Genomic DNA, 23,947 nt, shown 5'->3' with positions numbered 1-23,947 from the left:
TTGCTCGCTCCCGCCGGCGCGCGCGCCGGTCATCTGGCCGAAACCGGCCTTACCTTCGACGCTGCGAGTTTCGCGCGTTCGCGCGCTTCGCCGGTGTCGGCGCCCGTTGCAAGCGCGACGCCCATGCGGCGCTTCACGAAACTTTCCGGCTTGCCGAAAAGCCGCAGATCCGCGCCCGGCACGGCGAGCGCTTCGGCGACGCCCTCGAACGCGATGCCCGCTTCATCCAGCCCGCCGTAGATCACGGCCGACGCGCCGGGCGCGCGCAAAGCGGTATCGACGGGCAAGCCGAGGATCGCGCGCGCGTGCAGTTCGAACTCGGAGAAACGTTGCGTCGCGAGCGTGACGAGGCCGGTGTCGTGCGGACGCGGGCTCACTTCCGAGAACCAGACGTCGTCGCCGCGCACGAAGAGTTCGACGCCGAAGAGTCCGCGCCCGCCGAGCGCGGTCACGACCTTCGCGGCGACATCGCGCGATTTGGCGAGCGCGGCCGGACTCATCGCCTGCGGCTGCCACGACTCGACGTAATCGCCCGCGACCTGAACGTGACCGATCGGATCGCAGAAGTAAGTTTGCGTCTCGCCGCTCGCGGGGTCCGCCGCGCGCACGGTGAGCTGCGTGATCTCGTATTCGAAGTCGATGAAGCCCTCGACGATCACGCGCCCGTGATTCACGCGCCCGCCCGCCATCGCGTAGTTCCACGCGGGTTCGACGTCGGCGTCGCTTTTGAGCACCGACTGGCCTTTCCCCGACGACGACATCACCGGCTTCACGACGCACGGAAAGCCGATCTTCGCGATCGCCGCCTTCATCTCGTCGAGCGATTGCGCGAACGCGTACGGCGAAGTCGGCAAGCCCAGTTCTTCGGCCGCGAGCCGCCGGATACCTTCGCGATTCATCGTGAGCTGCGTGGCGCGCGCCGTCGGGATGACGGTTGCGAGCCCGGCCGATTCGATATCGGCGAGCGCTTCGGTCGCGATCGCCTCGATCTCCGGCACGATCAGATGCGGCTGCTCCTTCTCGACGAGCGCGCGCAGCGCGGCGGCGTCGGTCATGTCGATCACGTGCGCGCGATGCGCGACCTGATGCCCCGGCGCGTTCGCGTACCGGTCCACCGCGATCACTTCGACGCCCAGCCGCTGCAATGCGATGATCACTTCCTTGCCGAGTTCGCCCGCGCCGAGCAGCATCACGCGCGTGGCATTGGGAGAAAGCGGCGTGCCGAGGCGCGTGGCGCCGGTGCGGCGTGGATCGGTCTGCATGAGTGCTCCAGAATCGGGTGGTGAGGTCAGCGAGGCGCAAAGCGGCTGAATTGGGCGCGATGTTAACACGCAGCACCAGCGGCGACACTTTGCCGTTCGGCCTATTGACAGGCGAATGCGCGTCGGAATTCCCGGCGCGTTTCCGATCGATGGCAAGCTCCCGAAAGCGCAGCCAGGCATTTTGTTGCATCGCGGCGCTGGACAAATCACAGGACGCGTGCGATACCCTTACGCTTTCGCCAGCTTCAGGATCATCGATGCCCACGCACTTCCCTCGCGCGTCCGCGCTTACCTCGCCGCGCTCATCGTCAAATCCGCTGTGGCGCCGCAAGAAGGCGCTCGCGCTGGTCTCCCGCACGTGCGCGCTCGTGGTCGCGGCGAGCGTCGTCGCCGGCTGCGCGATGCCGAAGCACACCGATGCAAGCGCCCCGCCCACCGATCCCTATAATCCTGCCGCCACGCAACTGCTCGACGATACGCAATGGGCGCTCACGAGCTGGACCGATGCCAGCGGCCAGCCGCGCGCCATCCCGCACGCGGGCGAGAACAACGCGCAGCCGCTCACGCTCGATTTCTCTACCGCGAACGGACGCCGTCAGGCGAGCGGCTTCTCGGGCTGCAACCGCTTTGCGGGCGCCTACGAGCTGAAGAACGGCAAGCTCACGTTCGGTCCGCTCGCCGGCACGCGGATGGCGTGCGTGTCCGGCGCGGGCGCGGCGCTCGAGCGGCCGTATCTCGACGCGCTCGCACACGTCGCGAAGAGCGGCGTGCAGATGAATCCGCCGCAAGCGCTGCAACTGACGCTCGACGACGGTCAGGTGCTCACCTTCGCGCCACGTGGGAAGTGATGTGTTGCGTACTCGCGGCAGGAACGTCGTGCGCGTGCGCCAGCCGTTAAACTGCTCGATCGAACAGCCCGGCCGACCGGCGATATCGCTGCGCCCGGGCAGCAGTCTCATTTGTTTCACCCAACATTGATTCAATCTCAAGCATGCACATGGTAGTTCTCGGCTGGTTCGGTGCATCGGTCGTCTGGTTCCTTCCGCTCTTCTGGCGCATCGTCAAACAGGCGCTGCCCGGCGGCGCAGGCGTGCGCGGCCCCGGCACGATCCGCCTCTGGATCGGGTTTGTCGCCGTGCTGATCGCGAGCAGCACGCTCGAAGGCGCGCTCGCAAACTCGCTCGAAACGCAGGCGAACATCAATCGCATCGGACTCGCGCTCGCCGCGGCGCTGAGCGGCCCGGCGCATCTGGCCGGCGCGGGCGCGATCGCGGCGCTCGTGCTCGCCATCTTTCTGCCCTGGCTGATCGAATTCAGCTGGCGCTCGGTGCTCGCATGGGCCGACGAAGCGTTCGGCTTCGGCCTGCCGCAAAGCTGGCTCACGCCCCGCGAACGCGAAAGCGAGTCGCGGCAACAGTCGACGACCCGTGACAAGGCGCGCGACAAAACGCGTGACAAGACGGCGAACTGGTTCGAACGGCGCGCCCGCGCGAAGACCGCACGCGATTCGCAGGAACGCGCCCATCGCGCCGAGCGTTTCGATTCGCCGACGCCGCGCACCTTGCCCGACGAGCCGACGCTCGGTCTGCCGACCGGTCATCGCAGCACACGTTATCAGCGGCCGACGGCATGGCGCCCGCCCGCGACCGGCAAGAGCGGCGCGAGCCGCACGGTGGCGGCCGCCGCGAGCGCCGTCGCCACGGCCGAGGCGTACGCGAAACGCCCCGCCTTCGAGGCCGCAGGCGTCGCTCCTCCCGTGACGCAGACCGAGCCGATGGCGCCTTCGGGCTGGTTGAATTCGTCGCCATCGGCGGCGAATCGCGAGGCCCGCGCGCCGTTTGCGCCGCGTCAGGCGTCGGCGTTCGAGCCTTCCGGATCGGGCTTGCGCGCATCCGTCGCCGTCGACAAGCCGCGCGTCCAGACGCCGCCTCCTGCGCCGCGCGTGGATCGCCCGCGCAGTCCGGCGACATCGATGCCCGCGCAGCGATCGACGGGCGTGGCGAGCATGTCGACATCCGTCGGCACGAATCCCGGCGCGTCACGCCGGCCGCCTGTGACGCAAGCCCCGCAGGGCTTCAGGCGTCCCCCGGCGCGTCCGGCCGCAGCCGCCGCAGCCGCCGCAGCCGTTTCGACGCGCGAGTTCGCGCCCTCGCCGCTCGCCGCGCCCGCGTTCTCGCGTCCTGCCGCGCCGCTCGGACCGCCGACGCCGCCGCCCGCGCCCGAAGCCATCCAGGCGGCGCTGCGCTCGATCGAAGAGAAGACCGCGATGTGGACGTCACTCGCGGGCGCGAGTCTCGCGCGCGGGCATGTGGCGATGGCGCGCGCCGCGCAGCCCGAAGTCCAGCCGGCCGCCGACGTACCGGAGCTGGCGGCGCCCGTGAAAGGCATCGTCGAAACGGCGCCGGAAGTGACGCCGCTCGTGGACGTGCAGGAAATCGATGAACGCATCGATCCGCCGTCGATCGACGCGCACGTCATCGCGCCCGCGCTCGTCGAACCGCCGCCGCTTTTCGACATGCGTCTGCCCGAGCCGTCGATTCCCGAATTCGCGGCCTCCGAGCCCGACACGCCGCCCGCGATCGAGGCCGTCGAAGAGGAAGCGGAAGAAACTGCGATGCCGGAGCCGGCGCGCATCGATTTGCCGTCCGAACCGCCGCTGCCTCGCCCGGACGCAACGACGGCAGAACCCGCGCCTGTGGTCCGGGAGCGAGAACCCGAGCCCGAGCCCGAGCCGGACCTGCGCGATCTTGCGCAAACGCCGCCTTGGCTGGACGCGCCCGAGCCCGCCGACGAGCAAGGCGAGCCCCCTCCCCCATCGCTGCTTCGAGTGGTCGATGAGCCGGACGAAATGCCCGCCGAAGATGAACAACCGGTCGCCGAACAGCAGGCATCGGGCGACGAGTTCGCGACGCCCTCGAACATCGTGCGCTTTCCGGTGATCGCCGCCGCGCCGGTCGCGCCGCTGCCAGCGGTCGCCGCGCCCGCCGCTGCGCCCGTCGTGAATCAGCCGAGCCCGGCGCCCGAACCGCGCCCGCCGGTACGCGGTTCCGCGCCGACGGAATTCGAATTCCACGCGCCGCACGCATCGGCGGTGGAATTGCCGACGCTCGATCTGCTCGAACCCGCATCCGATGAAGTCGAGCCAGTCTCCGAGGAGCGTCTGAACGAAACCGGCCTGCTCATCGAGCAGCGCCTTCAGGAATTCAAGGTGCCGGTCACGGTCGTCGGCGCGTCGGCGGGTCCGGTCATCACGCGCTTCGAGGTCGAACCCGCGCTCGGCGTGCGCGGCAGCCAGATCGTCGGCTTGATGAAGGATTTGTCGCGCGGCCTCGGCCTTACGTCGATTCGCGTCGTCGAGACGATTCCCGGCAAGACCTGCATGGGCCTCGAACTGCCTAATCCGAAACGCCAGATGATCCGCCTTTCGGAGATCCTCGAAGACGACGTGTACCGCAACTCGAAGTCGAATCTGACGATCGCGATGGGCAAGGACATCATCGGCAATCCGGTCGTGACGGATCTCGCGAAGGCGCCGCACATGCTGGTCGCGGGCACGACGGGCTCGGGCAAGTCGGTCGCGATCAACGCGATGATCCTCTCGCTGCTCTACAAGGCGAAGCCCGAGGACGTGCGCCTCATCATGATCGACCCGAAGATGCTGGAGCTTTCCGTCTACGAAGGCATTCCGCATCTGCTCGCGCCCGTCGTCACCGACATGAAGCTCGCGTCGAACGCGCTCAACTGGTGCGTCGGCGAAATGGAAAAGCGTTACCGGCTGATGTCGGCGGTCGGCGTGCGCAATTTGCAGGGCTTCAACCAGAAAATCCGCAACACCGAAGCCGCCGGCAAGAAGCTCACGAACCCGTTCTCGCTCACGCCCGATGCGCCCGAGCCGCTCTCGACGCTGCCGCTCATCGTCGTGGTCATCGACGAACTCGCCGATCTGATGATGGTCGCGGGCAAGCAGATCGAGCAACTGATCGCGCGTCTCGCGCAAAAGGCGCGCGCGGCCGGCATCCATCTGATTCTCGCGACGCAGCGGCCATCGGTGGACGTCATCACCGGCCTCATCAAGGCGAATATTCCGACGCGCGTGGCGTTTCAGGTGTCATCCAAGATCGATTCGCGCACGATTCTCGACCAGATGGGCGCGGAATCGCTGCTCGGCGCGGGCGACATGCTGTTCCTGCCGCCCGGCACCGGCTACCCGCAGCGCGTGCACGGCGCGTTCGTCGCGGACGAGGAAGTGCATCGCGTGGTCGAACATCTGAAGCAGTTCGGCGAACCGGAGTACGAGGAAGGCATTCTGTCCGGACCGACGCCCGAAGGCGGCGGCACGCAGGATCTTTTCGGCGATTCGTCCGATGCCGAAGCCGATCCGCTCTACGACGAAGCTGTCGCATTCGTCGTGCGTACGCGGCGCGCGTCGATTTCGTCGGTGCAGCGGCAATTGCGCATCGGCTATAACCGCGCGGCGCGGCTCGTCGAGCAGATGGAAGCAGCAGGCCTCGTCTCGCCGATGGGCAGCAACGGCAACCGCGAAGTGCTCGCGCCGCCCGGCCCCGCCGAATAAGCGGCGCGCCTGAAGCGTTACCAGAGCCGCAAGCGGCGCAACAGAAAGATCGTGATGGCGGCGCAGCACGCCATCACGCCCACCACGATCCAGAACGACGCCGGATCTTTCGTGCCGGGCAAACCGGCCACGTTCATGCCGAAAATGCCGGTCACGAGCGTCGCGGGCAAGAGCAAGGCGGACATGATCGCGAGCCACAGCAGCTTGCGGTTGATGTCCTCCGAAAGCGCCGCGGCGATCTCGTCCTGCAACAGCTTCGCGCGTTCGTACAGCCCTTCCAGACCGCCGCCCAGGCCGTTCAGCACCTGGATCGCCTGCACGAGCGCTTCCATCGAACGCGGCTCGGCCCATTCGAGCTTGCGCAAGACGAGCTGCGTGAGCGCATTGCGCTCGGGATCGATGAAGCGCCGCACTTCCACGAGCCGCCGACGCACGTCGCCGAGCACGGAGCGGCACCTGGCGTGGCCGCCTTCGAGCACGCTTTCCTCGACATCGTCGAGACAGTCGCCGATTTCGTCGATGCGATCCGCGAAAGTGTCGTTCAGCGCGCGGATCAGGCCCGCGAAAAGATCGACGGTATCGCGGAACATCGCGCCTTCGAGCACGGCGTGACGCAGCCGGTCGGTCGATTGCAGCGGCCGCGCGCGCACCGTGATCATGCGATGCCGGTCGACGTAAAAGCGCAGCGCGCCGGTCGCGCGGTTCGCCTCGCGAGCATCGGGCGCGGTGGCGTCCGGCGTCTTCGCGACGAGCTCCAGGTCCGCGACGACGCCATACATGAAGTTCGATCCGATATGCACGCGCGGACGCTTGTCCTCGCCGTTCAGGAATTCGCGCGCGACGTCCGGCATCGACGTGACGCCTTCGAGCCAGCCTTCGACGGCGTCGTCGTTCGCGGACAGATGCAGCCACGTCGGGCCATCTCCGGCGACGGCTGCGCGCGCTTCGTCCCACGTCAGCCGCAACGCCTCGCCGCCCGCGAAGCTGAATGCGCTGATGAATCCCGGCGGCGCCGGTTCGTTGCGCTTCGCCGGGCGCTCGCGGGCGTCGAATGTATGAGTCGTGTTCAAGTTGCTTTCCCTGCTATTGCCTTTCGATTTCCTCAGTACACCTTTCAGTCGATGCGAAAGACAGGCGTATCAAAAAGGCATCGTACTAGAACTCGTAGCGGCCCCAGAAGAAGGCGACGTTCCCGTCGTTGAGACCGGGAATGTGCGGGATGATCGTCGCCATCACCGACGTGCTCCGGTAGCGGATCGAGCCGATCGGCAGCGCGAGCGGCAACGGCAGGTAATGCGCGATGTCGCTGCGCGCCGTGAAGCCGACGAAGAATCCGCCGCCCGCCTGCAATCCGCCGAGCACCGGCTTCGTGTACCACTGGCGCGCGTAGCCGCCGATCGGCTCGAAATTGTGATGCGAATCGGAAAAGGCGAATGCGAACAGGATGTCTTCGTTACCGTTCGCGTCGGTCCAGTGCTTGCCCGCGCCGCCGCCCCACGACCACGGATTCAGTGCGCTGCGATTGTCGAAGCCGTTGATGTGCCAGCCGTAGCCCGTCACGTAAAGATCCCAGGTGCCTTCATGCGCGACGCGCATCACGCGCTGGCACGCCGACGACATCCAGTCGCGCTTGTAATCGCATTCCTTGTCGTCCGCGTGGGCCGCGCACGACACGCACAGCATCGAAATCGTGACCGCCTTGACCAGTGTTGTTTTCATCGTCCGCGCCCGGTCGTTTCAATCGCCGCGATCGACGCGTCACGATGGCGATACGAACTTGAAATCGACCGGCGAGCCGATCGACAGCCGCTTCGGGTCCGACGCAAGCTCGCCCGTCTGCGGATCGCGGCGAAAGAAATACGCGCTGTCGCTCTCCTGATTGCCGACGATGAGCCAGCGTCCGGTCGGATCGATTGCGAATTCGCGCGGCGTCTTGCCGAGCGTCGGATAGCGCTTGACGAGCTTCAGATGGCCGTTCGCCGGATCGATCGAGAACTGCACGAGTTCGTTGGCGTCGCCGCGATTGGTCGCGTACAGGAAGCGCCCGTCAGGCGACAGATGAATCGCGCCGCCGCCGATCTTCCCTCTGAAACCCGGCGCGATCAGCGAGGCAGTCTGGATTTGCGTGAGCTTGCCGTCGCGGTAATCGAACGCGAGCACCGATGCGTTCAGCTCGGTCGTCAGATAAGCGTGCTTGCCGCTTGCGTCGAAGACCAGATGGCGCGGCCCGGAACCCGCCTTGATCGGTGTGTAGCGCGATTCGGTCGGACCCAGCAGACCGCGGCTCGATGCGGACGGATCGGCCGTGTACCGATAGGCGAACACCTTGTCGACGCCGAGATCCTGCGCGAAGAGATACTTGCCGTCGGGCGAGAACACGGTCGAGTGGACATGCGAATTGTCCTGCCGTCCTTTCACCGGGCCGGCGCCTTCGTGATGCACCGTCAGCACCGAATTGCCGACGTGGCCATCGGAAGCCAGCGGAAACACCGCGAAACTGCCGCCCGGATTGGACGCGACCGAATAGTTGGCTGTCAGCAGATATTTGCCGTCGGGCGATATCGCGAGATAGCACGGATCGTTGCCGTCCGATGACACGCGATTGAGAAAGCTCAACTGGCCGCTCGCGCGATCGAAGCGAAAGGCGCTGACGCCGCCGCGTTGCGTTGCCGGGCCGTTGTCGCCGGGCAATTCGTTCACTGCGTACACGTAATGGCGGTCGCGGCTCACGACGAGATACGACGGATTCACCGTCTGCGCCGACGCGATGCGGGACAGCTCGCCGCTGCCCGTGTCGAACCGATAGACATAGATGCCTTCGCTCTTGCCACCGCCCGTATAGGTGCCGATGAGCAGATCGTAGACGTCGCCGCTGGCCGGTTTCGACGCGGCGACGTCGCTCGCGGTGCCCGGCGCGGCGGGCGTCGCGCCCGTTTGCGCGAAGGCCTGCGCCGCTGCAAACGAGAGCATCAGCGCGACGCCTTTCGCCCACGCGACGCGCCTGGCGCGCTTCGGGCGCGGGTCTTGCAAGACGTGCATCAGCGGATTCGCGCCGCAAGGTTGGCTCGGGTGCATGAAACCTCCTCTTCGTCTCTTTGGTGCTTGTTATCGGGAGCGGCGCGCGAAACCGCCGACATCGCAAGGCCCAAGGACGTGCGGGAGCAAGTTCCGCTCCAAACGATGAAAACGACGATACACCTTTGCACGACCAGCCAACCGACACGATTCGAACCAACAACAGGAGTTGCCGCGATGACCATCCACCTAAGCCTCGCCCCGCTCGTCTCGCTGATCGCAGGGATCCTCATTCTCATCATGCCGCGGCTGCTGAACTTCATCGTCGCGATCTATCTGATCGTGATCGGGCTGATCGGCCTGTTCGGCATGGGATCGGCTCATTTCTGACGGGCGCGCGACTGTCGTTGTGACGCCGATTCCCGTCGGCGGTTCCGCGGACGCCCACGAACGCGCGAACGCACGCGTACGGAATGTCCGTGCGCGTGCGCAAAGTGTCACGAAAGAAGGACGCGCGGGCCTGCCGCGCGGATCGGCCGTGTCAGCCGTTGGCGAGCTGATCGAGACGCAGGCGTCCCTGCAGCGACAGCGCACCGACCGACACGCCGGTCACGCCGAACGTATAGCGGTTGAAACAGCCGCGCTCCGTAAGGAACGCGGCGGCGGCGTCCATCGCGTTGCGCGACAGGCCGAGGTTCTTGTGATCGAGCGCGAGGAGCATGTCGGCGTCCGATACGCGGCTCGCGGCGGAAAGAATGGCGATGCAGTCAGCTTTCGACGGATAGAGCATGGGATTCTGTTCCTCGAAAACGCTACGTTGAAAACCGGAAGAGACGTTGCGCGAAGCGACTGCATGACCCGCGCGCGAGACGACCGGGAACATGCTGAAAGACAAATGAAAGGCACAGAAAGTTTCCGCGCCCTGCTCGAAAAGGCCGCGGCGCGGATGCCTTTGACGAAGCTTCATTCTAAACATCAGTCGAAAGCAGAAGCAACGGTGCGTTCGGCGCTTCGCTAGTCATTTTCCGCCAACCGTGCGACACGTCCCGATGACGCCCGGCCCGGTTTCCTGCTCGCCGTGAACGATTGCGGCAGAATGCGGCCAGAAAGCATGCATGACGTCCGTCGCCCCGACCGCCGACGACGCCGCGTTTCGCTCGGGCGCTCGTGTCCCGGATCGTTTGCTCAACCCGCGGCGCGTTTCGATTCGGCCCGCGCCGCCTGCAGGAAGATGTTCGCTTATGCCCGCACTGATCGAAGACTATGCAATGGTCGGCGACGGCCACACCGCCGCCCTCATTTCCCGCGACGGCTCCGTCGACTGGCTCTGTTGGCCGCGCTTCGATTCGGGCGCGTGCTTCGCCGCGCTGCTCGGCACGCCCGAGCACGGCCGATGGCTCCTCGCGCCCGACATGCCCGACGGCGAGTCGCCGGTCGTCAGCCGCCGCTATCGAGATGACACGCTGGTCCTCGAAACCGATTTCGAGACACCGCAAGGCGCGGTGACGATCGTCGATTTCATGCCGCTTCGCAACGGCCATTCGGAGCTGGTGCGTATCGTGATCGGACGCCGCGGCACGGTACGGATGAAGATGGAACTCGTGCTGCGCTTCGATTACGGCTCCGCGGTGCCGTGGGTCAGCCGCCTGCCCGACGACAGTGGCATCCGCGCGATCGCCGGGCCGGATCTCGCGGTGCTGCGCACGCCCGTCGATCTCGTCGGCGAGAACATGCACACGACCGCCTGCTTCGATGTGAGCGCGGGCGAGCGCGTGCCGTTCTCGCTGTGCTATTCGCAGTCGCATCTGCGCTTGCCGCACGCATCCGATCCGAATACGCAACTCGCGCGCACCGAAAATCACTGGCGCGAGTGGTCCGGGCAAAGCGAGCTCAACGGCCGCTGGGCGAGCGCGATCCGCCGCTCGCTCATCACGCTGAAGGCGCTCGCGTACGAGCCGACGGGCGGCATCGTCGCCGCGCCGACGACATCGCTGCCGGAACAGCTCGGCGGCACGCGCAACTGGGACTACCGATACTGCTGGCTGCGCGATGCGACCATCACCCTGCTCGCGATGATGCGCGGCGGCTACTACGACGAAGCCCGCGCATGGCGCGCGTGGCTGGGCCGCGTGATGGCGGGCTCGCCCGCGCAGATTCAGATCATGTACGGCATCGCGGGCGAGCGCCGCCTGCCCGAATGGGAGATCCCGTGGCTGCCGGGATACGAAGGCGCGGCGCCGGTGCGGATCGGCAACGGCGCGGTCGACCAGTTGCAGCTCGACGTCTACGGGGAAGTGATGAACGCGCTCCATCTCGCGCGCGTCGGCGGGCTGCAGAGCGATGAAACCGCGTGGTCGATCCAGTGCGCCATGCTGCAACACCTCGACACGATCTGGGAAGAACCCGACGAAGGCATCTGGGAAGTGCGTGGCGGCAAGCAACACTTCACGTTCTCGAAGGTGATGGCGTGGGTCGCGTACGACCGGGCGATCAAGTCGGCGGAAAGCTTCGACCTGCCCGGCCCGATCGATCACTGGCGGGAGATGCGTGCGCGCATCCGCGCCGAGGTGCTGAAGAAGAGCTGGAATCCGAAGCTCAACTCCTTTACGCAGGCTTATGGCAGCGACGCGCTCGATGCCAGCCTGCTGCTCATTCCGTTGCTCGGATTTTTGCCGCCAAAAGATCCGCGAGTGACCGGAACCGTACATGCGATCGAGACCGATTTGACGCACGATGGGCTCGTCAAGCGCTACCACACCGCGGAAGTCGCGGACGGGCTGCCGCCCGGGGAAGGCACGTTTCTGGCTTGTAGCTTCTGGCTGGTCGACAATCTGGCGCTGCAGGGCCGGATCGACGAAGCGCATCAAATGTTCGAGCGCCTCGTCGGTCTCGCGAACGATGTCGGGTTGTTGGCCGAGGAGTACGACACGGTGGCGAAGCGCATGGTCGGGAATTTCCCGCAAGCCTTTACCCACGTGGCTCTCGTGCACACCGGGATGAACCTGATGCGTCACGAGGAAGAAATGGCGAAGGCGACCGGTCAGCCGTCCGGCTCGGAACATCACGCCGAATCGGAAGCGCAGGCCGAAATCGACGCCGCGGCGGGAAAGTCATAAATCTCTGTTTTATTGGCGAAATCAGTGTTTTGACGGTAATATTTGTGCAATGCACAAAAAGTATGATCGCAGGACGTGTTGTTTCCAGGCGAGCAATTTCAACCGATCGGTTGAATTGAACGTTTAATGCGCGGAAAATATTGCCTCGACTCAAGTTGCATTCTTCCCGCGTCGATAACGCGCAGGTGGCAACGCGAAAAAGGCACGCGAAGCATCGCAGGAAGTCAGTGCCCCGGCAGCAAGGCGACAGCCCGCCGCGCCGCCGGGGATCTTCGAAAGCCGTTGAAGTTCGTCGCCGGAAGCATTGCCGGGATCAACGGGCGTACCGGTTTCCACCGGAGTTACTGGGGCAACCATGCTCTATCAAATTCACGAATTCCAACGCGCCATGCTGTCTCCCCTCACAGCATGGGCCCAGGCAGCATCGAAATCCTTCGTCAACCCGGCCAGTCCGCTCGCTTATGTGCCGGGTTCGAGCCGTCTCGCCGCAGGCTACGAACTGCTCTACCGGCTGGGCAAGGACTATGAGAAGCCGGAGTTCAATCTTCATCAGATCGTCAAGGACGGTCACAACATTCCGATCGTCGAGCAGACGGTGATCGAGAAGCCGTTCTGCCGCCTCCTGCGCTTCAAGCGCTTCGCGGACGACAGCGCCACCGTCACCAAGCTGAAGAACGAGCCGATCGTGCTCGTGTGCGCGCCGCTCTCGGGCCACCATTCGACGCTTTTGCGCGATACGGTCAAAACGCTCTTGCAGGACCACAAGGTGTACATCACCGACTGGATCGACGCGCGCATGGTCCCGACCGAGAACGGCCCGTTCCATCTGGACGATTATGTCGAGTACATCCAGGAGTTCATCCGTCATATCGGCGCGAAGGACCTGCACGTCATTTCGGTGTGCCAGCCGACCGTGCCGGTGCTCGCCGCCATTTCGCTGATGGCGAGCCGCGGCGAAGACACGCCGCGCACGATGACGATGATGGGCGGCCCGATCGACGCGCGCCGCAGCCCGACCTCCGTCAATTCGCTCGCGAACGAGCACTCGTATGAGTGGTTCGAGAACAACGTCATCTACACGGTGCCGGCGAACTATCCCGGCGTCGGGCGCAAGGTCTATCCGGGCTTCCTGCAGCACGCGGGCTTCGTCGCGATGAATCCCGAGCGCCATCTCACGGCCCATTGGGACTTCTATCAAAATCTGCTGCGCGGCGACGATGAGGACGCCGAGCAACATCGCCGTTTCTACGACGAATACAACGCCGTGCTCGACATGGCCGCCGAGTACTACCTCGAAACGATCCGCATCGTGTTCCAGGAATTCCGGCTCGCCGAAGGCACATGGGAAGTCAACGACGAGCTCGTGCGTCCGCAGGACATCAAGCACACGGCGCTTTTCACGATCGAAGGCGAACTCGACGACATCTCCGGCAGCGGCCAGACGCGCGCCGCCCACGATCTGTGCACCGGCATTCCGGAGAAGCACAAGCGCCATTTCACGGCGGAAAAGGCCGGCCACTACGGCATTTTTTCGGGCCGCCGCTGGCGCACGATGGTGTATCCGCAATTGCGCGAGTTCATTCTCGAGCACGACAAGACGCCGAAGACCGAAGCCGTGCCGGCCTAAGGTACGAGCGGTACGAACGCACGAACGCGCCGGTACCGATTCCATCGCGGCAAACAAAAACGTCGCGCCTTGCAAAAGGCGCGACGTTTTTTCTTCCGACCGCGTCGATTCAGCGGCGCGTCAAAAAGGCCAGCAGCAACTCGGTATTCATCCGCACGATCTGCTCGCGCTGCGCCTGCTCGCTGAAATCGAGCCCGAAAGTCGCTTCCAGCGTGAAGCGATTCGAAACGATGTAATAGCCGAGTCCCGACAGGATGATGTAGAACTTGAGCGGATCGACGTCGGTGCGAAACAGTCCGGCTTTCTGACCGCGATCGAGAATGGCCGTGAGCGTCGCGACGATCGGCGAAATGAGCTCGCGTATTCGATTCGATCCTTTGATATATCTCGCCTCGTGCAAATTCTCGTTGTTGATGAGGCGCAGCAACTCCGGATGATCCCGGTAGTAATCCCAGACGAAATGCGCGAGACGCGTCATCGCTTCGATAGGCGCAATGCCGTCGAGTTCGAGCGTGCGTTCCGCTTCGACGAGCGCCGATAGCGCATGTTCGAGCACGGCGGTGAATAACTGCTCTTTGCTACCGAAGTAGTAATAGAGCATGCGCTCATTGGTCTCCGCCCGACGCGCAATCTGATCGACACGGGCGCCGAACAAGCCACCGGCCGCGAACTCTTCTGCGGCGGCAAGCAAAATACGGCGCCGGGTGCCTTCAGGATCTCTTTTGATTTTCGGCTGATTCATGGTGGCATGACTCGGGAGCCGCGTTGCCGGATTAGCGTCACGCGGCCCGCATTGGGTACATGACGTGAACGGGCGCTGCCCAGGGTTATTGGGAAACACCGTCCTGCGGTCAAACGGAAAAGCGCTTCGATTATGCGCACATCGAAAGGACGTTGGCAATTGGGAGTAGAAGCCATTCGGCACGACTGTTGACGACTTCGGCGATAATGTCGATCAAAGCCGAGCGTGCGCCCGCGAAACGGGACGCGCCGAACAGGCAGCGTGCCCGTCGTCGTGGACGCCGAAGCGTTTTCTTCGCATCCGAAGCGCACCGCGCGATTCCCAACGCGATCTTCGCCCACGCTGCGCCAGTCCCCAAGGCATCATCGCAATTCCTCGTGACCGCAACCTTTTCCAAGACGCTCGCCGAGCGCATCGAAGACCTGCTGCCGCAGACGCAATGCACCAAGTGCGGCTACCCGGCCTGCCGGCCCTACGCCGACGCCATCGCCGCGGGCGAGGCGAGCTATAACCGGTGCCCGCCGGGTGGCGCCGAAGGTGTCGCGCGTCTCGCCGCGCTGCTGGGCGCGCCCGATATACCGCTCGATACGACGCATGGCGTCGAGCGCGCACGGCCCGTCGCGGTGATCGACGAGAACGTGTGCATCGGCTGCACGCTGTGCATGCAGGCGTGTCCGGTCGATGCGATCGTCGGCGCCGCGAAGCAGATGCACACGGTCATCGCCGAACTGTGCACGGGTTGCGATCTGTGCGTGCCGCCCTGCCCCGTCGATTGCATCGCGATGGTGCCCGTGACCGGCGATCGCACCGGCTGGGACGCGTGGAGTCAGGAACAAGCCGATGCTGCGCGCGCCCGGCACGACCGCCGCGTGGCACGTCTGGAGCGCGAGCGCGCCGAGGCGCAGGCACGCGTGAGCGCGCGTCAGGCCGCGCGGGCGGCGCAAACAGCGCAAGCGACGCAGGCCACGCACGAAGCGCAGCCCGCGAGCGACGATCCGGAAGCGAAGAAACGCGCGATCATCCAGGCCGCGCTGGAGCGCGCGCGCAAGAAGAAAGAAGAGATGGCGAAGCTCGGCGCCGGTCCCAAGAACACGGCTCACGTGAGCGCGGCCGTGCAGGCGCAGATCGACGAAGCGGAAGCGCGCCGCCGCCGTCTTGGCATTACGGACGACGCAAACGCGTCCCATCCCGATAAAGGCGATAAACCCGCGTAAGAACGGACATCGAATCATGAACGCCACGAAGCGCCGCGCGATCTACGAGACCTTGCAGAGCCTGAATCCGCACCCGGTGACCGAGCTCGAATACACGACGCCGTTCGAACTGCTGATCGCCGTGATGCTCTCCGCGCAGGCCACCGACGTCTCCGTGAACAAGGCGATGCGCAAGATGTTTCCCGTCGCCAACACGCCGGCAACGGTGCTCGCGCTCGGCGAGGAAGGCGTAGCGGAATACATCCGCACGATCGGGCTGTATCGCACGAAGGCGAAGAACGTGATCGCGACGTGCCGCATGCTCGTCGAGCAGCACGGCGGCGAGGTGCCGGACAATCGCGAGGCGCTGGAAGCGCTGCCGGGCGTCGGCCGCAAGACCGCGAACGTCGTGCTGAACATCGCGTTCGGGCAGCCGTCTATCGCCGTCGATACGCACATCTTTCGCGTCGCGAATCGCACCGGGCTCGCGCCGGGCAAGGACGTGCGCGCCGTCGAAACCGCGCTCGAGAAATTCACGCCGAAGGAATTTCTGCACGACGCGCATCACTGGCTGATCCTGCATGGACGCTATGTCTGCAAGGCGCGCGTGCCGGAATGCTGGCATTGCGCGATCGAGCCGCTCTGCGAATATCGGCCGAAGACGCCCGCGCCCGTCGAATGAAGAGGGTTTGGGCAGAACCTGCGCATCGCGGTCTACAATAGCGGATTCAGAAACCCGCAATAGAATCAATACGTTATGTTCAACCCCAGCCGCGACGAAGTTCGCCAGTTCTTCACCGAAACGTGGCGCAAGGAGCGCGCCGGCGAGATTCTGACGCCGCTCGAAAGCATGGCCGCCGACTGGATCGGCGAGCATCCGGAATATCACGACGCGCTCGTGAACCCCGAATCGCGCGAAGCCGATTACTCGCCCGATCGCGGTCAGACGAACCCGTTCCTGCATCTGTCGATGCATCTCGCGATCAGCGAGCAGCTTTCGATCGATCAGCCGCCGGGCATCCGCCGCGCGCACGACAGGCTCGTCGCACGCCTCGGCTCGCCGCACGACGCGCAGCACGCGATCATGGATTGCCTCGGCCAGATCATCTGGGAAGCGCAGCGCTCCGGCACCCCGCCCGACACCGACGCCTATCTCGCGCTGATCGAGCGCCGTGCTTCGCGCGACTAAGCATCGAAACCGGACGCATCAAGCAAAACACCCCGCTTCGAGCGGGGTGTTTCGTTGTGCGGATTGCGGGAGAAATCGCGCTTACTTCTTCAGCACGAGACTGCCATCGAGCGATTCGATGTATGCCGCGAGATCCTTCAGATCGCTCTGCGACAGGTTCTGCACCTGCGCCGCCATGATGGCGTTGTTGCGTCCGAAGTTCGGGTTGTTGCCGCCGATCTGATACTGCCGCAGCGCCCAGTAGATGTACGTCGCGTGCTGACCCGCGAGACGCGGATACTCGCCGCTCACCGGCTTGTTCAGACCGGGACCGTGACAGGCCGCGCAGTTGTGGCTGTCGGAAAGCGCCTTGCCGTTTGCGACATCGGCTGCGTGCGCGCTGCCGAACGCCGTCATGCCGATGAGCGCCGCTGCGGCGCTCGCTGCCTTGAAGCTTGAGTGAAGTGCCTTGGACGGCTTCATGAATTCTCCTTCCCGTTGTCGCTTTGCGTTCACGCGCGGATCACTTGTCGGGATTGTTCTTCGATTGGGGAGTCTGCGCAGCGTAGTACGCGGCGATATCGGCGATATCCTGATCCGACAGCGTCGTCGCGATGGCGCGCATCGTGTCGAAATGACGGTCGCCCTTCTTGTAGGCATGCAGCGCATTGGCGATGTACTGCGCGTTCTGGCCGCCCAGCATCGGCACTTCGTACACCTCGGGGTACGCGGTGCGATAGCCGGGGATGCCGTGGCAGCCGATGCACATCGCAACCTTGCCCTCTGCGGCCTTCGCGTTGCCGACGACGTCGGCCGACGCCTCACTCGCGAAGCCGGCGAGACCGGACAGCGCTGCAATCACGGCACATTTGCCGACGAAATTGTTCATAGCTCTTCTAACCTGGCTTGAGGGGAAATCCGGCGCTCACAAGGCCGCGGCCCGCGCCGAGCGCAATACAACCTTCTCGGGACTGTTTGCTGTTGCAGGGTCTGTCGCCACGCAGGCCAAAAAAATCGCGCTAATTGTACCGCGCGACCTACCCTCCGTCCACACGCGAACCGCGCCGAAGCCCTGCTGACAAGGGGAATCGGCTGAAAAGCAGCCGTTTGCCCTGCGACAATTCGTCCCTGTACACGCGATGAACCCGCTTGCGCGCACGCTTCACCCGCGCTCGGGCATGCAGCGTCGACCTGCCGATAAAGCGGCTCAAACGATACCGGGCGCGCCTCAATGCGGAAAGGTCTTCTGACTTATACTGGGATTTTTTTGCCAACCGGATCTTCGTCATGCGTTTCGAAGGCTCATCGCAATACGTCGCAACCGACGATCTCAAGCTCGCGGTGAACGCCGCGATGACGCTGCAACGGCCGCTGCTCATCAAGGGCGAACCGGGAACCGGCAAGACCATGCTCGCCGAGGAAGTTGCGGGAGCACTCGGCATGCCGCTTCTGCAGTGGCACATCAAATCGACGACGAAAGCCCAGCAAGGCCTGTACGAATACGACGCCGTCTCGCGCCTGCGCGATTCGCAGCTCGGCGACGAGCGCGTGAAGGACATCCGCAATTACATCGTCAAGGGCGTGCTGTGGCAGGCGTTCGAGTCGGACCAGCAGAGCGTGCTGCTCATCGACGAGATCGACAAGGCGGACATCGAATTTCCGAACGACTTGCTGCGCGAACTCGACCGCATGGAGTTCTACGTCTACGAGACGCGCGAGCTCGTGAAAGCGAAGCACCGGCCGCTCGTCATCATCACGTCGAATAACGAGAAGGAGTTGCCCGACGCGTTCCTGCGCCGCTGCTTCTTCCACTACATCAAGTTCCCCGACGCGGAGACGATGAAGGCCATCGTCGAGGTGCATTTTCCGAACATCAAGCAGGATCTGCTCGCCGCGGCGATGCAGAGCTTCTTCGAGCTGCGCCAGGTCTCGGGCCTGAAGAAGAAGCCGTCGACGTCCGAACTGCTCGACTGGCTCAAGCTGCTCCTGGCCGAAGACATTCCGCCCGAGGCGCTGCGCTCGTCGGATCAGAAACAGATCGTGCCGCCGCTGCACGGCGCGTTGCTCAAGAACGAACAGGACGTCGCGCTCTTCGAGCGGCTGCTGTTCATGAACCGCAACCATCGCTGATAACGACATGAGCCGCTGGATCGAACCCGTCACGCTGCAAGGCGAACACGTCAGGCTCGTGCCGCTCACGCCCGAGCACGAGCAGGCCCTCACGGCCGCCGCGAGCGATGGCCAATTGTGGAAGCTCTGGTACACCTTCGTGCCGCCGCCCGACAAGACGCGCGCCTATATCGACACCGCGCTCGACATGCGCGACCGCTCGGGCGCGCATCCGTTCGCGGTGATCGATGCGAAGAGCGGCGACATCGTCGGATCGACGCGTTACTTCAACGTCGACGAAGCGAATCGTCGGCTGGAGATCGGGCATACGTGGTATGCGAAGCGCGTGCAGAAGACCGCGCTCAACACCGAAGCCAAACTGCTGCTGCTCACGCACGCCTTCGACAGGCTCGATGCCATCGCCGTCGAATTCCGGACGCATTTCATGAACCACGCGTCGCGCACGGCGATCGCGCGGCTCGGCGCGAAGCAGGACGGCATTCTGCGCAATCATCAGGTCGGCAAGGACGGCGTGTTGCGCGACACCGTCGTGTTTTCGATCATCCGCTCGGAATGGCCGGCGGTGCGCGCCAATCTGAATTTCCGGCTCGAACGTTAAGCACGATGGAGAGCGCGCCATGCTGATCGACTTCTTCTACTCGCTGCGCGACGCGAAGCTGCCCGTTTCGGTGAAGGAATATCTGACCTTGCTCGAAGGGCTGAAGGCGCAGGTCATTTCGCCGTCGCTCGACGAGTTCTACTTCCTCGCCCGCATGACGCTCGTGAAGGACGAGAAGTACTTCGACAAGTTCGATCGCGCGTTCGGCGCGTATTTCCACGGCCTGACGCAGCTTCCCGACGAAGTCTTCGACATTCCGCTCGACTGGCTCAGGAAGCGGCTCGAACGCGAATTCACGGCGGAAGAAAAGAAGCGCATCGAGGCGCTGGGCGGCCTCGACAAGCTCATGGAACGCCTGAAGGAACTGATGGACGAGCAGAAGGAGCGTCACGAAGGCGGCAACAAATGGATCGGCACGGGCGGCACGTCGCCCTTCGGGCATGGCGGCTACAACCCGGAAGGCATTCGCATCGGCGGGGAATCGGCGGGGAACCGCACCGCCGTGAAAGTGTGGGACGAGCGCGCGTACAAGGATTACGACGATCAGGTCGAAATCGGCACGCGCAACATCAAGGTCGCGCTGCGGCGCTTGCGGCGCTTCGCGCGCGAAGGCGCGAACGAAGAGCTCGATCTGCCCGGCACGATCCGCAGCACCGCCGCCAACGCCGGCTGGCTCGATCTCAAGATGGTGCCCGAGCGCCACAACAACGTGAAAGTGCTGATGCTGCTCGACGTCGGCGGCTCGATGGACGATCACATCAAGCGCGTCGAAGAGTTGTTCTCGGCGGCGAAGGCCGAGTTCAAGCATCTCGAGTTCTACTACTTCCACAACTGCGTGTACGACTATCTGTGGAAGAACAACCGCCGCCGTCACACCGAGCGCACGCCGACCTTCGACGTGCTGCACAGGTTCACGCCGGACTACAAGCTGATCTTCGTCGGCGACGCCACCATGAGTCCCTACGAAGTGCTGCAGCCGGGCGGCTCCGTCGAATACAACAATGCCGAGGCCGGCGCGGTGTGGTTGCGCCGTCTCGCGGATCAATTCCCGCATCACGCATGGCTCAATCCCGAGCCCGAGCGGCTATGGGAATATCGCCAGTCGATCTCCGCGATCCGCAACGTGCTCGGCAATCGCATGTATCCGCTGACGATGGCCGGCCTCGAAACCGCCATGCGCGCCCTGTCGAAGTAATCGAGACACCCGAATGAAAGCTTCCGCTCCGGCGCCCGCCGCGCCGCGTTTCCTCTTTGATACGTCGCTCTCCACGATCGTCGCCGGTTTCGTCGCGATGATGACCGGCTACACCAGTTCGCTCGTCCTGATGTTCCAGGCGGGCCAGGCCGCGCATTTGTCCGATGCGCAGATTTCCTCGTGGATCTGGGCGCTCTCGATGGGCATGGCGGTCTGCACGATCGGCCTGTCGCTGCGCTATCGCGCGCCGATCGTCGTCGCATGGTCGACGCCGGGCGCGGCGCTGCTCGTCTCGTCGCTGCCGAACGTCGCCTACGCCGATGCGATCGGCGCGTTCATCGTCTGCGCGGTGCTCTTGACCGCCGTCGGCCTGACCGGCTGGTTCGACACGCTGATGAAGCGCATTCCGTCGGGCATCGCCGCCGCGCTGCTCGCGGGCATCCTGTTCGAGATCGGCATCGAGATTTTTCGCGCCGCCGAGCATCGCACCTCGCTCGTCATCGTGATGTTTTTCACGTATCTCACCGGCAAGCGCTTCCTGCCGCGCTACGCGATCCCGGCGACGCTCGTCGTCGGCATCGCGGTCGCGGGCGCGCTCGGGCTGCTCGACTTTTCGCGCTTTCATGTGGCGCTCGCGCATCCCGTCTTCACGATGCCCGCGTTCTCGATCGCCTCGGCGATCAGCATCGGCATTCCGCTTTTCGTCGTCGCGATGGCCTCGCAAAACGTGCCAGGCATCGCCGTGTTGCGCGCCGATGGCTACACGACGCCTTCCGCCCCGCTCATCTCGACGACCGGCCTCGCGTCGCTCGTGCTCGCGCCGTTCGGCTCGCACGGCGTGAATCTCGCCGCCATCACCGCCGCGATCTGCACCGGCCGCGAGGCGCACGAGAATCGCGACAAGCGCTACACGGCGGCCGTCTGGTGCGGCGTGTTCTATCTGCTCGCGGGCACGTTCGGCGCGACCATCGCGGCGCTGTTCGCGGCGTTTCCGAAGGAGCTCGTCGTGTCGGTGGCGGCGCTCGCCCTCTTCGGCTCGATCATGAGCGGCCTCGCCAACGCGATGCAGGACGCGCGTCAACGCGAGCCCGCGCTCGTCACGTTCATGGTGACGGCGTCGGGCCTCACGCTGCTGTCGATCGGCTCCGCGTTCTGGGGCTTGATCGCGGGCGTTGTGACGCATGTCGTGCTCAATGCCAGACGCGCCTGACGCAGCCTACAATGGCGGAATCGGCCCCGATTTCCGGCAGATGCTTCCGCAATCGTTTTTGGCATTTCCGTCATGGCTTTGATCGACAGACTGTTGGCGCGCTCCACGCCGCCTGGCACCGCACGGAAGCGCAAGACGATCGTGCGCGTGCTGCTCGACGACGCCGGGCACGTCCAGGACGTCGTCCTGAAGATGAGCGGCGGCGATCCGGCGACAGACGCGCACGCGCTCGACGAGTCCGCAAGATGCGTTTCGCGCGCGGCCAGTTGGACTCGGGCACGGTGCGGCGCTGGCACGAGCTCGCTTACGCGGCCGATTGAACGCGACTGAACGCGCTTGGACGCGATTGAACGCGCGAGGCGGCGCGCCGGTCGAATTCCGGCACGCCGCGTGCGTGCGCGCACGGTATCAGCGCGTTCGCCGCGCTCGGGACTAGAATGGGAAAATGAATTCAGGGGCGCGCCGCGCGAACGAAGTCGCCGCGCGGCGTCGCAATCATGGGCAATCCGCGGGTTGTTTTCCGCAATTTGACAAGACGCCACGCGTCTGAGACTCGACATGACATCCGCTCTCGACCAGCTCAAGCAATACACGACCGTCGTCGCCGACACGGGCGACTTCCAGCAATTCATCGCATTCAAGCCGCAGGACGCGACGACCAATCCGTCGCTGATCCTGAAGGCCGTCCAGAAGGACGACTACAAGCCGCTGCTCGAAAAGACCGTCAAGGAGCACGCGAAGAAGCCGATGCCGCAGATCATCGACAATCTGCTCGTCGCGTTCGGCACCGAGATTCTCAAGATCATTCCGGGCCGCGTGTCCACCGAAGTCGACGCGCGCTTGTCGTTCGACACGAAAGCGTCCATCGACAAGGCGCACGACATCATCAAGCTGTACGAGAACGCGGGCATCAGTCGCGATCGCGTGCTGATCAAGCTGGCGTCGACGTGGGAAGGCATCCGCGCGGCCGAAGTGCTGCAGAAGGAAGGCATTCACTGCAACATGACGCTGCTCTTCTCGCTCGCGCAAGCGGTCGCGTGCGCCGAAGCGGGCGCGCAGCTTATTTCGCCGTTCGTCGGCCGCATCTACGACTGGTACAAGAAGTCGGCCGGCGCGGAATGGGACGAAGTGAAAAACGGCGGCGCGAACGATCCGGGCGTGCAGTCGGTGCGCCGCATCTACTCGTACTACAAGAAGTTCGGCTACAAGACGGAAGTCATGGGCGCGAGCTTCCGCACGGTGAGTCAGATCACCGAACTGGCGGGCTGCGACCTGCTCACGATCAGCCCCGATCTGCTGAAGAAACTCGCCGACAGCAACGAAAAGGTCGAGCGCAAGCTCTCGCCGGAGAGCGTGAAGAACGAGAACGTGGAGAAGATCGCCGTCGACGAGCCGACGTTCCGCTTCCTCGTCAACGACGACGCAATGGCGACCGAAAAGCTCGCGGAAGGCATCCGCGCTTTCGCCGCCGATGCGATCAAGCTCGAAAAGCTGATCACCGCGCTGCAATAAGCGCGCTGAAAACAGAACCGCGAATCGCGCCGGATCACTGGTGCGATTTGCGGTTTTTTCCATTTCGCTGCTTCTTGACGTAATTTGACCGTTTCCGAGTCGACGTAGGACGCCGTTGCAATAGACTTTCGGGCTCTGGCGGCATGTCCGCTTTATATGCACGGAGTCATTCGGTCATGCAACTGGATACCTATATCTTCTACAACGGCGACTGCGCCGAGGCGCTCGAACTCTATCAGGCCGCGTTCGGGGCGCAGATCGCCGCGCTGGTGCGCTTCCGCGATGCGCCGGACGGCGGCAACGCCCCGCCCGACTGGGCAGACAAGATCATGCATGCGGTATTCTGCGTCGGCCCGAACGCGATTCTGGTGTCCGACGGCCGCTATGGTCAGCCGCGCAAGGACTATTCGGGCTTCACGCTGTCGATCGCCGCGGACGACGCGCAATCCGGCGAGCGCATCTTCAACATGCTTGCCGAAGGCGGCAACGTGCTCACGCCGTGGCAATCCACGTTCTGGACACAAGGCTTCGGCATGCTGACGGATCGTTTCGGCGTGCCCTGGCTCATCAACGTGGTGCACGAAGCCGAAGTGCAGGCCGCCTGAG

General features: G+C 64.4%; 23 protein-coding genes. 15 read left to right on the top strand and 8 right to left on the bottom strand.

Annotated features, from left to right (window positions below; genetic code table 11):
* Positions 1-29 precede the first annotated feature (29 nt).
* Complete coding sequence (purT, locus tag QCE49_RS04145; protein WP_008350653.1) at positions 30-1,262, bottom strand: formate-dependent phosphoribosylglycinamide formyltransferase; 1,233 nt, start codon at positions 1,260-1,262, stop codon at positions 30-32.
* A 257-nt stretch (positions 1,263-1,519) separates the two neighbouring features.
* Here purT and QCE49_RS04140 point away from each other — a divergent pair, with 257 nt between their 5' ends.
* The gene (locus QCE49_RS04140) at positions 1,520-2,110 is read left to right on the top strand and encodes an META domain-containing protein (RefSeq protein WP_008350655.1); all 591 of its coding nucleotides are present in this window, start codon (positions 1,520-1,522) and stop codon (positions 2,108-2,110) included.
* A gap of 143 nt (positions 2,111-2,253) precedes the next feature.
* The gene (locus QCE49_RS04135) at positions 2,254-5,835 is read left to right on the top strand and encodes a DNA translocase FtsK (RefSeq protein WP_250456498.1); all 3,582 of its coding nucleotides are present in this window, start codon (positions 2,254-2,256) and stop codon (positions 5,833-5,835) included.
* A gap of 17 nt (positions 5,836-5,852) precedes the next feature.
* Here QCE49_RS04135 and QCE49_RS04130 read toward each other — a convergent pair whose 3' ends face one another.
* The 3 genes from QCE49_RS04130 to QCE49_RS04120 form a co-directional block, all read right to left on the bottom strand.
* Positions 5,853-6,905, bottom strand: a complete 1,053-nt coding sequence (locus QCE49_RS04130; RefSeq protein WP_008350659.1) for a transporter — start codon at positions 6,903-6,905, stop codon at positions 5,853-5,855.
* 85 nt (positions 6,906-6,990) lie between these two features.
* Complete coding sequence (locus tag QCE49_RS04125; RefSeq protein ID WP_250456500.1) at positions 6,991-7,554, bottom strand: antimicrobial peptide resistance and lipid A acylation PagP; 564 nt, start codon at positions 7,552-7,554, stop codon at positions 6,991-6,993.
* A 39-nt stretch (positions 7,555-7,593) separates the two neighbouring features.
* On the bottom strand, positions 7,594-8,874 hold the full coding sequence (locus QCE49_RS04120) for a lactonase family protein (RefSeq protein WP_409017206.1): 1,281 nt from the start codon (positions 8,872-8,874) through the stop codon (positions 7,594-7,596).
* A gap of 213 nt (positions 8,875-9,087) precedes the next feature.
* Here QCE49_RS04120 and QCE49_RS04115 point away from each other — a divergent pair, with 213 nt between their 5' ends.
* Entirely contained in the window at positions 9,088-9,240 is a 153-nt protein-coding gene (locus QCE49_RS04115) for a DUF3096 domain-containing protein (RefSeq protein ID WP_008350665.1), read from the top strand.
* 151 nt (positions 9,241-9,391) lie between these two features.
* Here QCE49_RS04115 and QCE49_RS04110 read toward each other — a convergent pair whose 3' ends face one another.
* A complete protein-coding gene (locus QCE49_RS04110; RefSeq protein ID WP_033536686.1) occupies positions 9,392-9,640 on the bottom strand; it encodes a hypothetical protein in 249 nt (82 codons plus the stop codon).
* A 451-nt stretch (positions 9,641-10,091) separates the two neighbouring features.
* On the opposite strand from QCE49_RS04110, the gene QCE49_RS04105 reads away from it, so the two are divergent.
* Positions 10,092-11,966: a glycoside hydrolase family 15 protein gene (locus QCE49_RS04105; protein ID WP_175981864.1), complete on the top strand. Its 1,875-nt coding sequence runs from the start codon at positions 10,092-10,094 to the stop codon at positions 11,964-11,966.
* 355 nt (positions 11,967-12,321) lie between these two features.
* Positions 12,322-13,593 carry a polyhydroxyalkanoate depolymerase gene (locus tag QCE49_RS04100; protein WP_008350671.1) on the top strand — a complete coding sequence of 424 codons (1,272 nt, stop codon included), beginning with the start codon at positions 12,322-12,324 and terminating at the stop codon, positions 13,591-13,593.
* Positions 13,594-13,702: 109 nt separating this feature from the next.
* Here the strand turns inward: QCE49_RS04100 and QCE49_RS04095 are convergent, their stop codons facing one another.
* Positions 13,703-14,335 (bottom strand): TetR/AcrR family transcriptional regulator, encoded by a 633-nt coding sequence (locus tag QCE49_RS04095; protein WP_008350673.1) that lies wholly within the window; start codon positions 14,333-14,335, stop codon positions 13,703-13,705.
* A 377-nt stretch (positions 14,336-14,712) separates the two neighbouring features.
* Between QCE49_RS04095 and rsxB the strand changes: the two genes are divergently transcribed.
* The 3 genes from rsxB (at position 14,713) to QCE49_RS04080 (ending at position 16,717) form a co-directional block, all read left to right on the top strand.
* On the top strand, positions 14,713-15,549 hold the full coding sequence (rsxB, locus tag QCE49_RS04090; RefSeq protein WP_250456502.1) for an electron transport complex subunit RsxB: 837 nt from the start codon (positions 14,713-14,715) through the stop codon (positions 15,547-15,549).
* Positions 15,550-15,565: 16 nt separating this feature from the next.
* The gene (gene nth, locus QCE49_RS04085; RefSeq protein WP_008350681.1) at positions 15,566-16,210 is read left to right on the top strand and encodes an endonuclease III; all 645 of its coding nucleotides are present in this window, start codon (positions 15,566-15,568) and stop codon (positions 16,208-16,210) included.
* Between the two features lie 75 nt (positions 16,211-16,285).
* Positions 16,286-16,717, top strand: a complete 432-nt coding sequence (locus tag QCE49_RS04080; RefSeq protein WP_008350683.1) for a DUF1841 family protein — start codon at positions 16,286-16,288, stop codon at positions 16,715-16,717.
* Positions 16,718-16,798: 81 nt separating this feature from the next.
* Here QCE49_RS04080 and QCE49_RS04075 read toward each other — a convergent pair whose 3' ends face one another.
* A complete protein-coding gene (locus QCE49_RS04075) occupies positions 16,799-17,179 on the bottom strand; it encodes a c-type cytochrome (protein WP_008350685.1) in 381 nt (126 codons plus the stop codon).
* Positions 17,180-17,219: 40 nt separating this feature from the next.
* Positions 17,220-17,585 carry a c-type cytochrome gene (locus QCE49_RS04070; protein ID WP_008350687.1) on the bottom strand — a complete coding sequence of 122 codons (366 nt, stop codon included), beginning with the start codon at positions 17,583-17,585 and terminating at the stop codon, positions 17,220-17,222.
* A 398-nt stretch (positions 17,586-17,983) separates the two neighbouring features.
* On the opposite strand from QCE49_RS04070, the gene QCE49_RS04065 reads away from it, so the two are divergent.
* The 7 genes from QCE49_RS04065 (at position 17,984) to QCE49_RS04035 (ending at position 23,946) form a co-directional block, all read left to right on the top strand.
* Positions 17,984-18,826 (top strand): MoxR family ATPase, encoded by an 843-nt coding sequence (locus QCE49_RS04065; protein WP_008350690.1) that lies wholly within the window; start codon positions 17,984-17,986, stop codon positions 18,824-18,826.
* A 7-nt stretch (positions 18,827-18,833) separates the two neighbouring features.
* Entirely contained in the window at positions 18,834-19,424 is a 591-nt protein-coding gene (locus QCE49_RS04060) for a GNAT family N-acetyltransferase (protein WP_008350692.1), read from the top strand.
* Between the two features lie 19 nt (positions 19,425-19,443).
* On the top strand, positions 19,444-20,619 hold the full coding sequence (locus QCE49_RS04055; protein ID WP_008350694.1) for a VWA domain-containing protein: 1,176 nt from the start codon (positions 19,444-19,446) through the stop codon (positions 20,617-20,619).
* A 13-nt stretch (positions 20,620-20,632) separates the two neighbouring features.
* Complete coding sequence (locus QCE49_RS04050) at positions 20,633-21,829, top strand: benzoate/H(+) symporter BenE family transporter (protein WP_175981862.1); 1,197 nt, start codon at positions 20,633-20,635, stop codon at positions 21,827-21,829.
* Positions 21,830-21,901: 72 nt separating this feature from the next.
* Positions 21,902-22,159, top strand: a complete 258-nt coding sequence (locus QCE49_RS04045; RefSeq protein WP_250456503.1) for an energy transducer TonB — start codon at positions 21,902-21,904, stop codon at positions 22,157-22,159.
* Between the two features lie 228 nt (positions 22,160-22,387).
* Complete coding sequence (gene tal / locus QCE49_RS04040) at positions 22,388-23,341, top strand: transaldolase (protein ID WP_008350701.1); 954 nt, start codon at positions 22,388-22,390, stop codon at positions 23,339-23,341.
* A gap of 176 nt (positions 23,342-23,517) precedes the next feature.
* Positions 23,518-23,946 (top strand): VOC family protein, encoded by a 429-nt coding sequence (locus QCE49_RS04035; protein WP_008350703.1) that lies wholly within the window; start codon positions 23,518-23,520, stop codon positions 23,944-23,946.
* Position 23,947: the final 1 nt, after the last annotated feature.

This window comes from Caballeronia sp. LZ008 (genome assembly GCF_031451435.1).
GTDB classification, from domain to species: Bacteria; Pseudomonadota; Gammaproteobacteria; order Burkholderiales; family Burkholderiaceae; genus Caballeronia; species Caballeronia zhejiangensis.
This window is presented reverse-complemented; position numbering and strand designations above follow the sequence as displayed.

Bases quoted from the DNA above. Each gene is read 5' to 3' on its own strand.
- purT (WP_008350653.1), bottom strand. From the start codon at position 1,262: ATGCAGACCGATCCACGCCGCACCGGCGCCACGCGCCTCGGCACGCCG.
- QCE49_RS04140 (WP_008350655.1), top strand. From the start codon at position 1,520: ATGCCCACGCACTTCCCTCGCGCGTCCGCGCTTACCTCGCCGCGCTCA.
- QCE49_RS04135 (WP_250456498.1), top strand. From the start codon at position 2,254: ATGCACATGGTAGTTCTCGGCTGGTTCGGTGCATCGGTCGTCTGGTTC.
- QCE49_RS04125 (WP_250456500.1), bottom strand. From the start codon at position 7,554: ATGAAAACAACACTGGTCAAGGCGGTCACGATTTCGATGCTGTGCGTG.
- QCE49_RS04120 (WP_409017206.1), bottom strand. From the start codon at position 8,874: ATGCACGTCTTGCAAGACCCGCGCCCGAAGCGCGCCAGGCGCGTCGCG.
- QCE49_RS04115 (WP_008350665.1), top strand. From the start codon at position 9,088: ATGACCATCCACCTAAGCCTCGCCCCGCTCGTCTCGCTGATCGCAGGG.
- QCE49_RS04110 (WP_033536686.1), bottom strand. From the start codon at position 9,640: ATGCTCTATCCGTCGAAAGCTGACTGCATCGCCATTCTTTCCGCCGCG.
- QCE49_RS04105 (WP_175981864.1), top strand. From the start codon at position 10,092: ATGCCCGCACTGATCGAAGACTATGCAATGGTCGGCGACGGCCACACC.
- QCE49_RS04100 (WP_008350671.1), top strand. From the start codon at position 12,322: ATGCTCTATCAAATTCACGAATTCCAACGCGCCATGCTGTCTCCCCTC.
- QCE49_RS04095 (WP_008350673.1), bottom strand. From the start codon at position 14,335: ATGAATCAGCCGAAAATCAAAAGAGATCCTGAAGGCACCCGGCGCCGT.
- nth (WP_008350681.1), top strand. From the start codon at position 15,566: ATGAACGCCACGAAGCGCCGCGCGATCTACGAGACCTTGCAGAGCCTG.
- QCE49_RS04080 (WP_008350683.1), top strand. From the start codon at position 16,286: ATGTTCAACCCCAGCCGCGACGAAGTTCGCCAGTTCTTCACCGAAACG.
- QCE49_RS04075 (WP_008350685.1), bottom strand. From the start codon at position 17,179: ATGAAGCCGTCCAAGGCACTTCACTCAAGCTTCAAGGCAGCGAGCGCC.
- QCE49_RS04070 (WP_008350687.1), bottom strand. From the start codon at position 17,585: ATGAACAATTTCGTCGGCAAATGTGCCGTGATTGCAGCGCTGTCCGGT.
- QCE49_RS04065 (WP_008350690.1), top strand. From the start codon at position 17,984: ATGCGTTTCGAAGGCTCATCGCAATACGTCGCAACCGACGATCTCAAG.
- QCE49_RS04060 (WP_008350692.1), top strand. From the start codon at position 18,834: ATGAGCCGCTGGATCGAACCCGTCACGCTGCAAGGCGAACACGTCAGG.
- QCE49_RS04055 (WP_008350694.1), top strand. From the start codon at position 19,444: ATGCTGATCGACTTCTTCTACTCGCTGCGCGACGCGAAGCTGCCCGTT.
- QCE49_RS04050 (WP_175981862.1), top strand. From the start codon at position 20,633: ATGAAAGCTTCCGCTCCGGCGCCCGCCGCGCCGCGTTTCCTCTTTGAT.
- QCE49_RS04045 (WP_250456503.1), top strand. From the start codon at position 21,902: ATGGCTTTGATCGACAGACTGTTGGCGCGCTCCACGCCGCCTGGCACC.
- tal (WP_008350701.1), top strand. From the start codon at position 22,388: ATGACATCCGCTCTCGACCAGCTCAAGCAATACACGACCGTCGTCGCC.
- QCE49_RS04035 (WP_008350703.1), top strand. From the start codon at position 23,518: ATGCAACTGGATACCTATATCTTCTACAACGGCGACTGCGCCGAGGCG.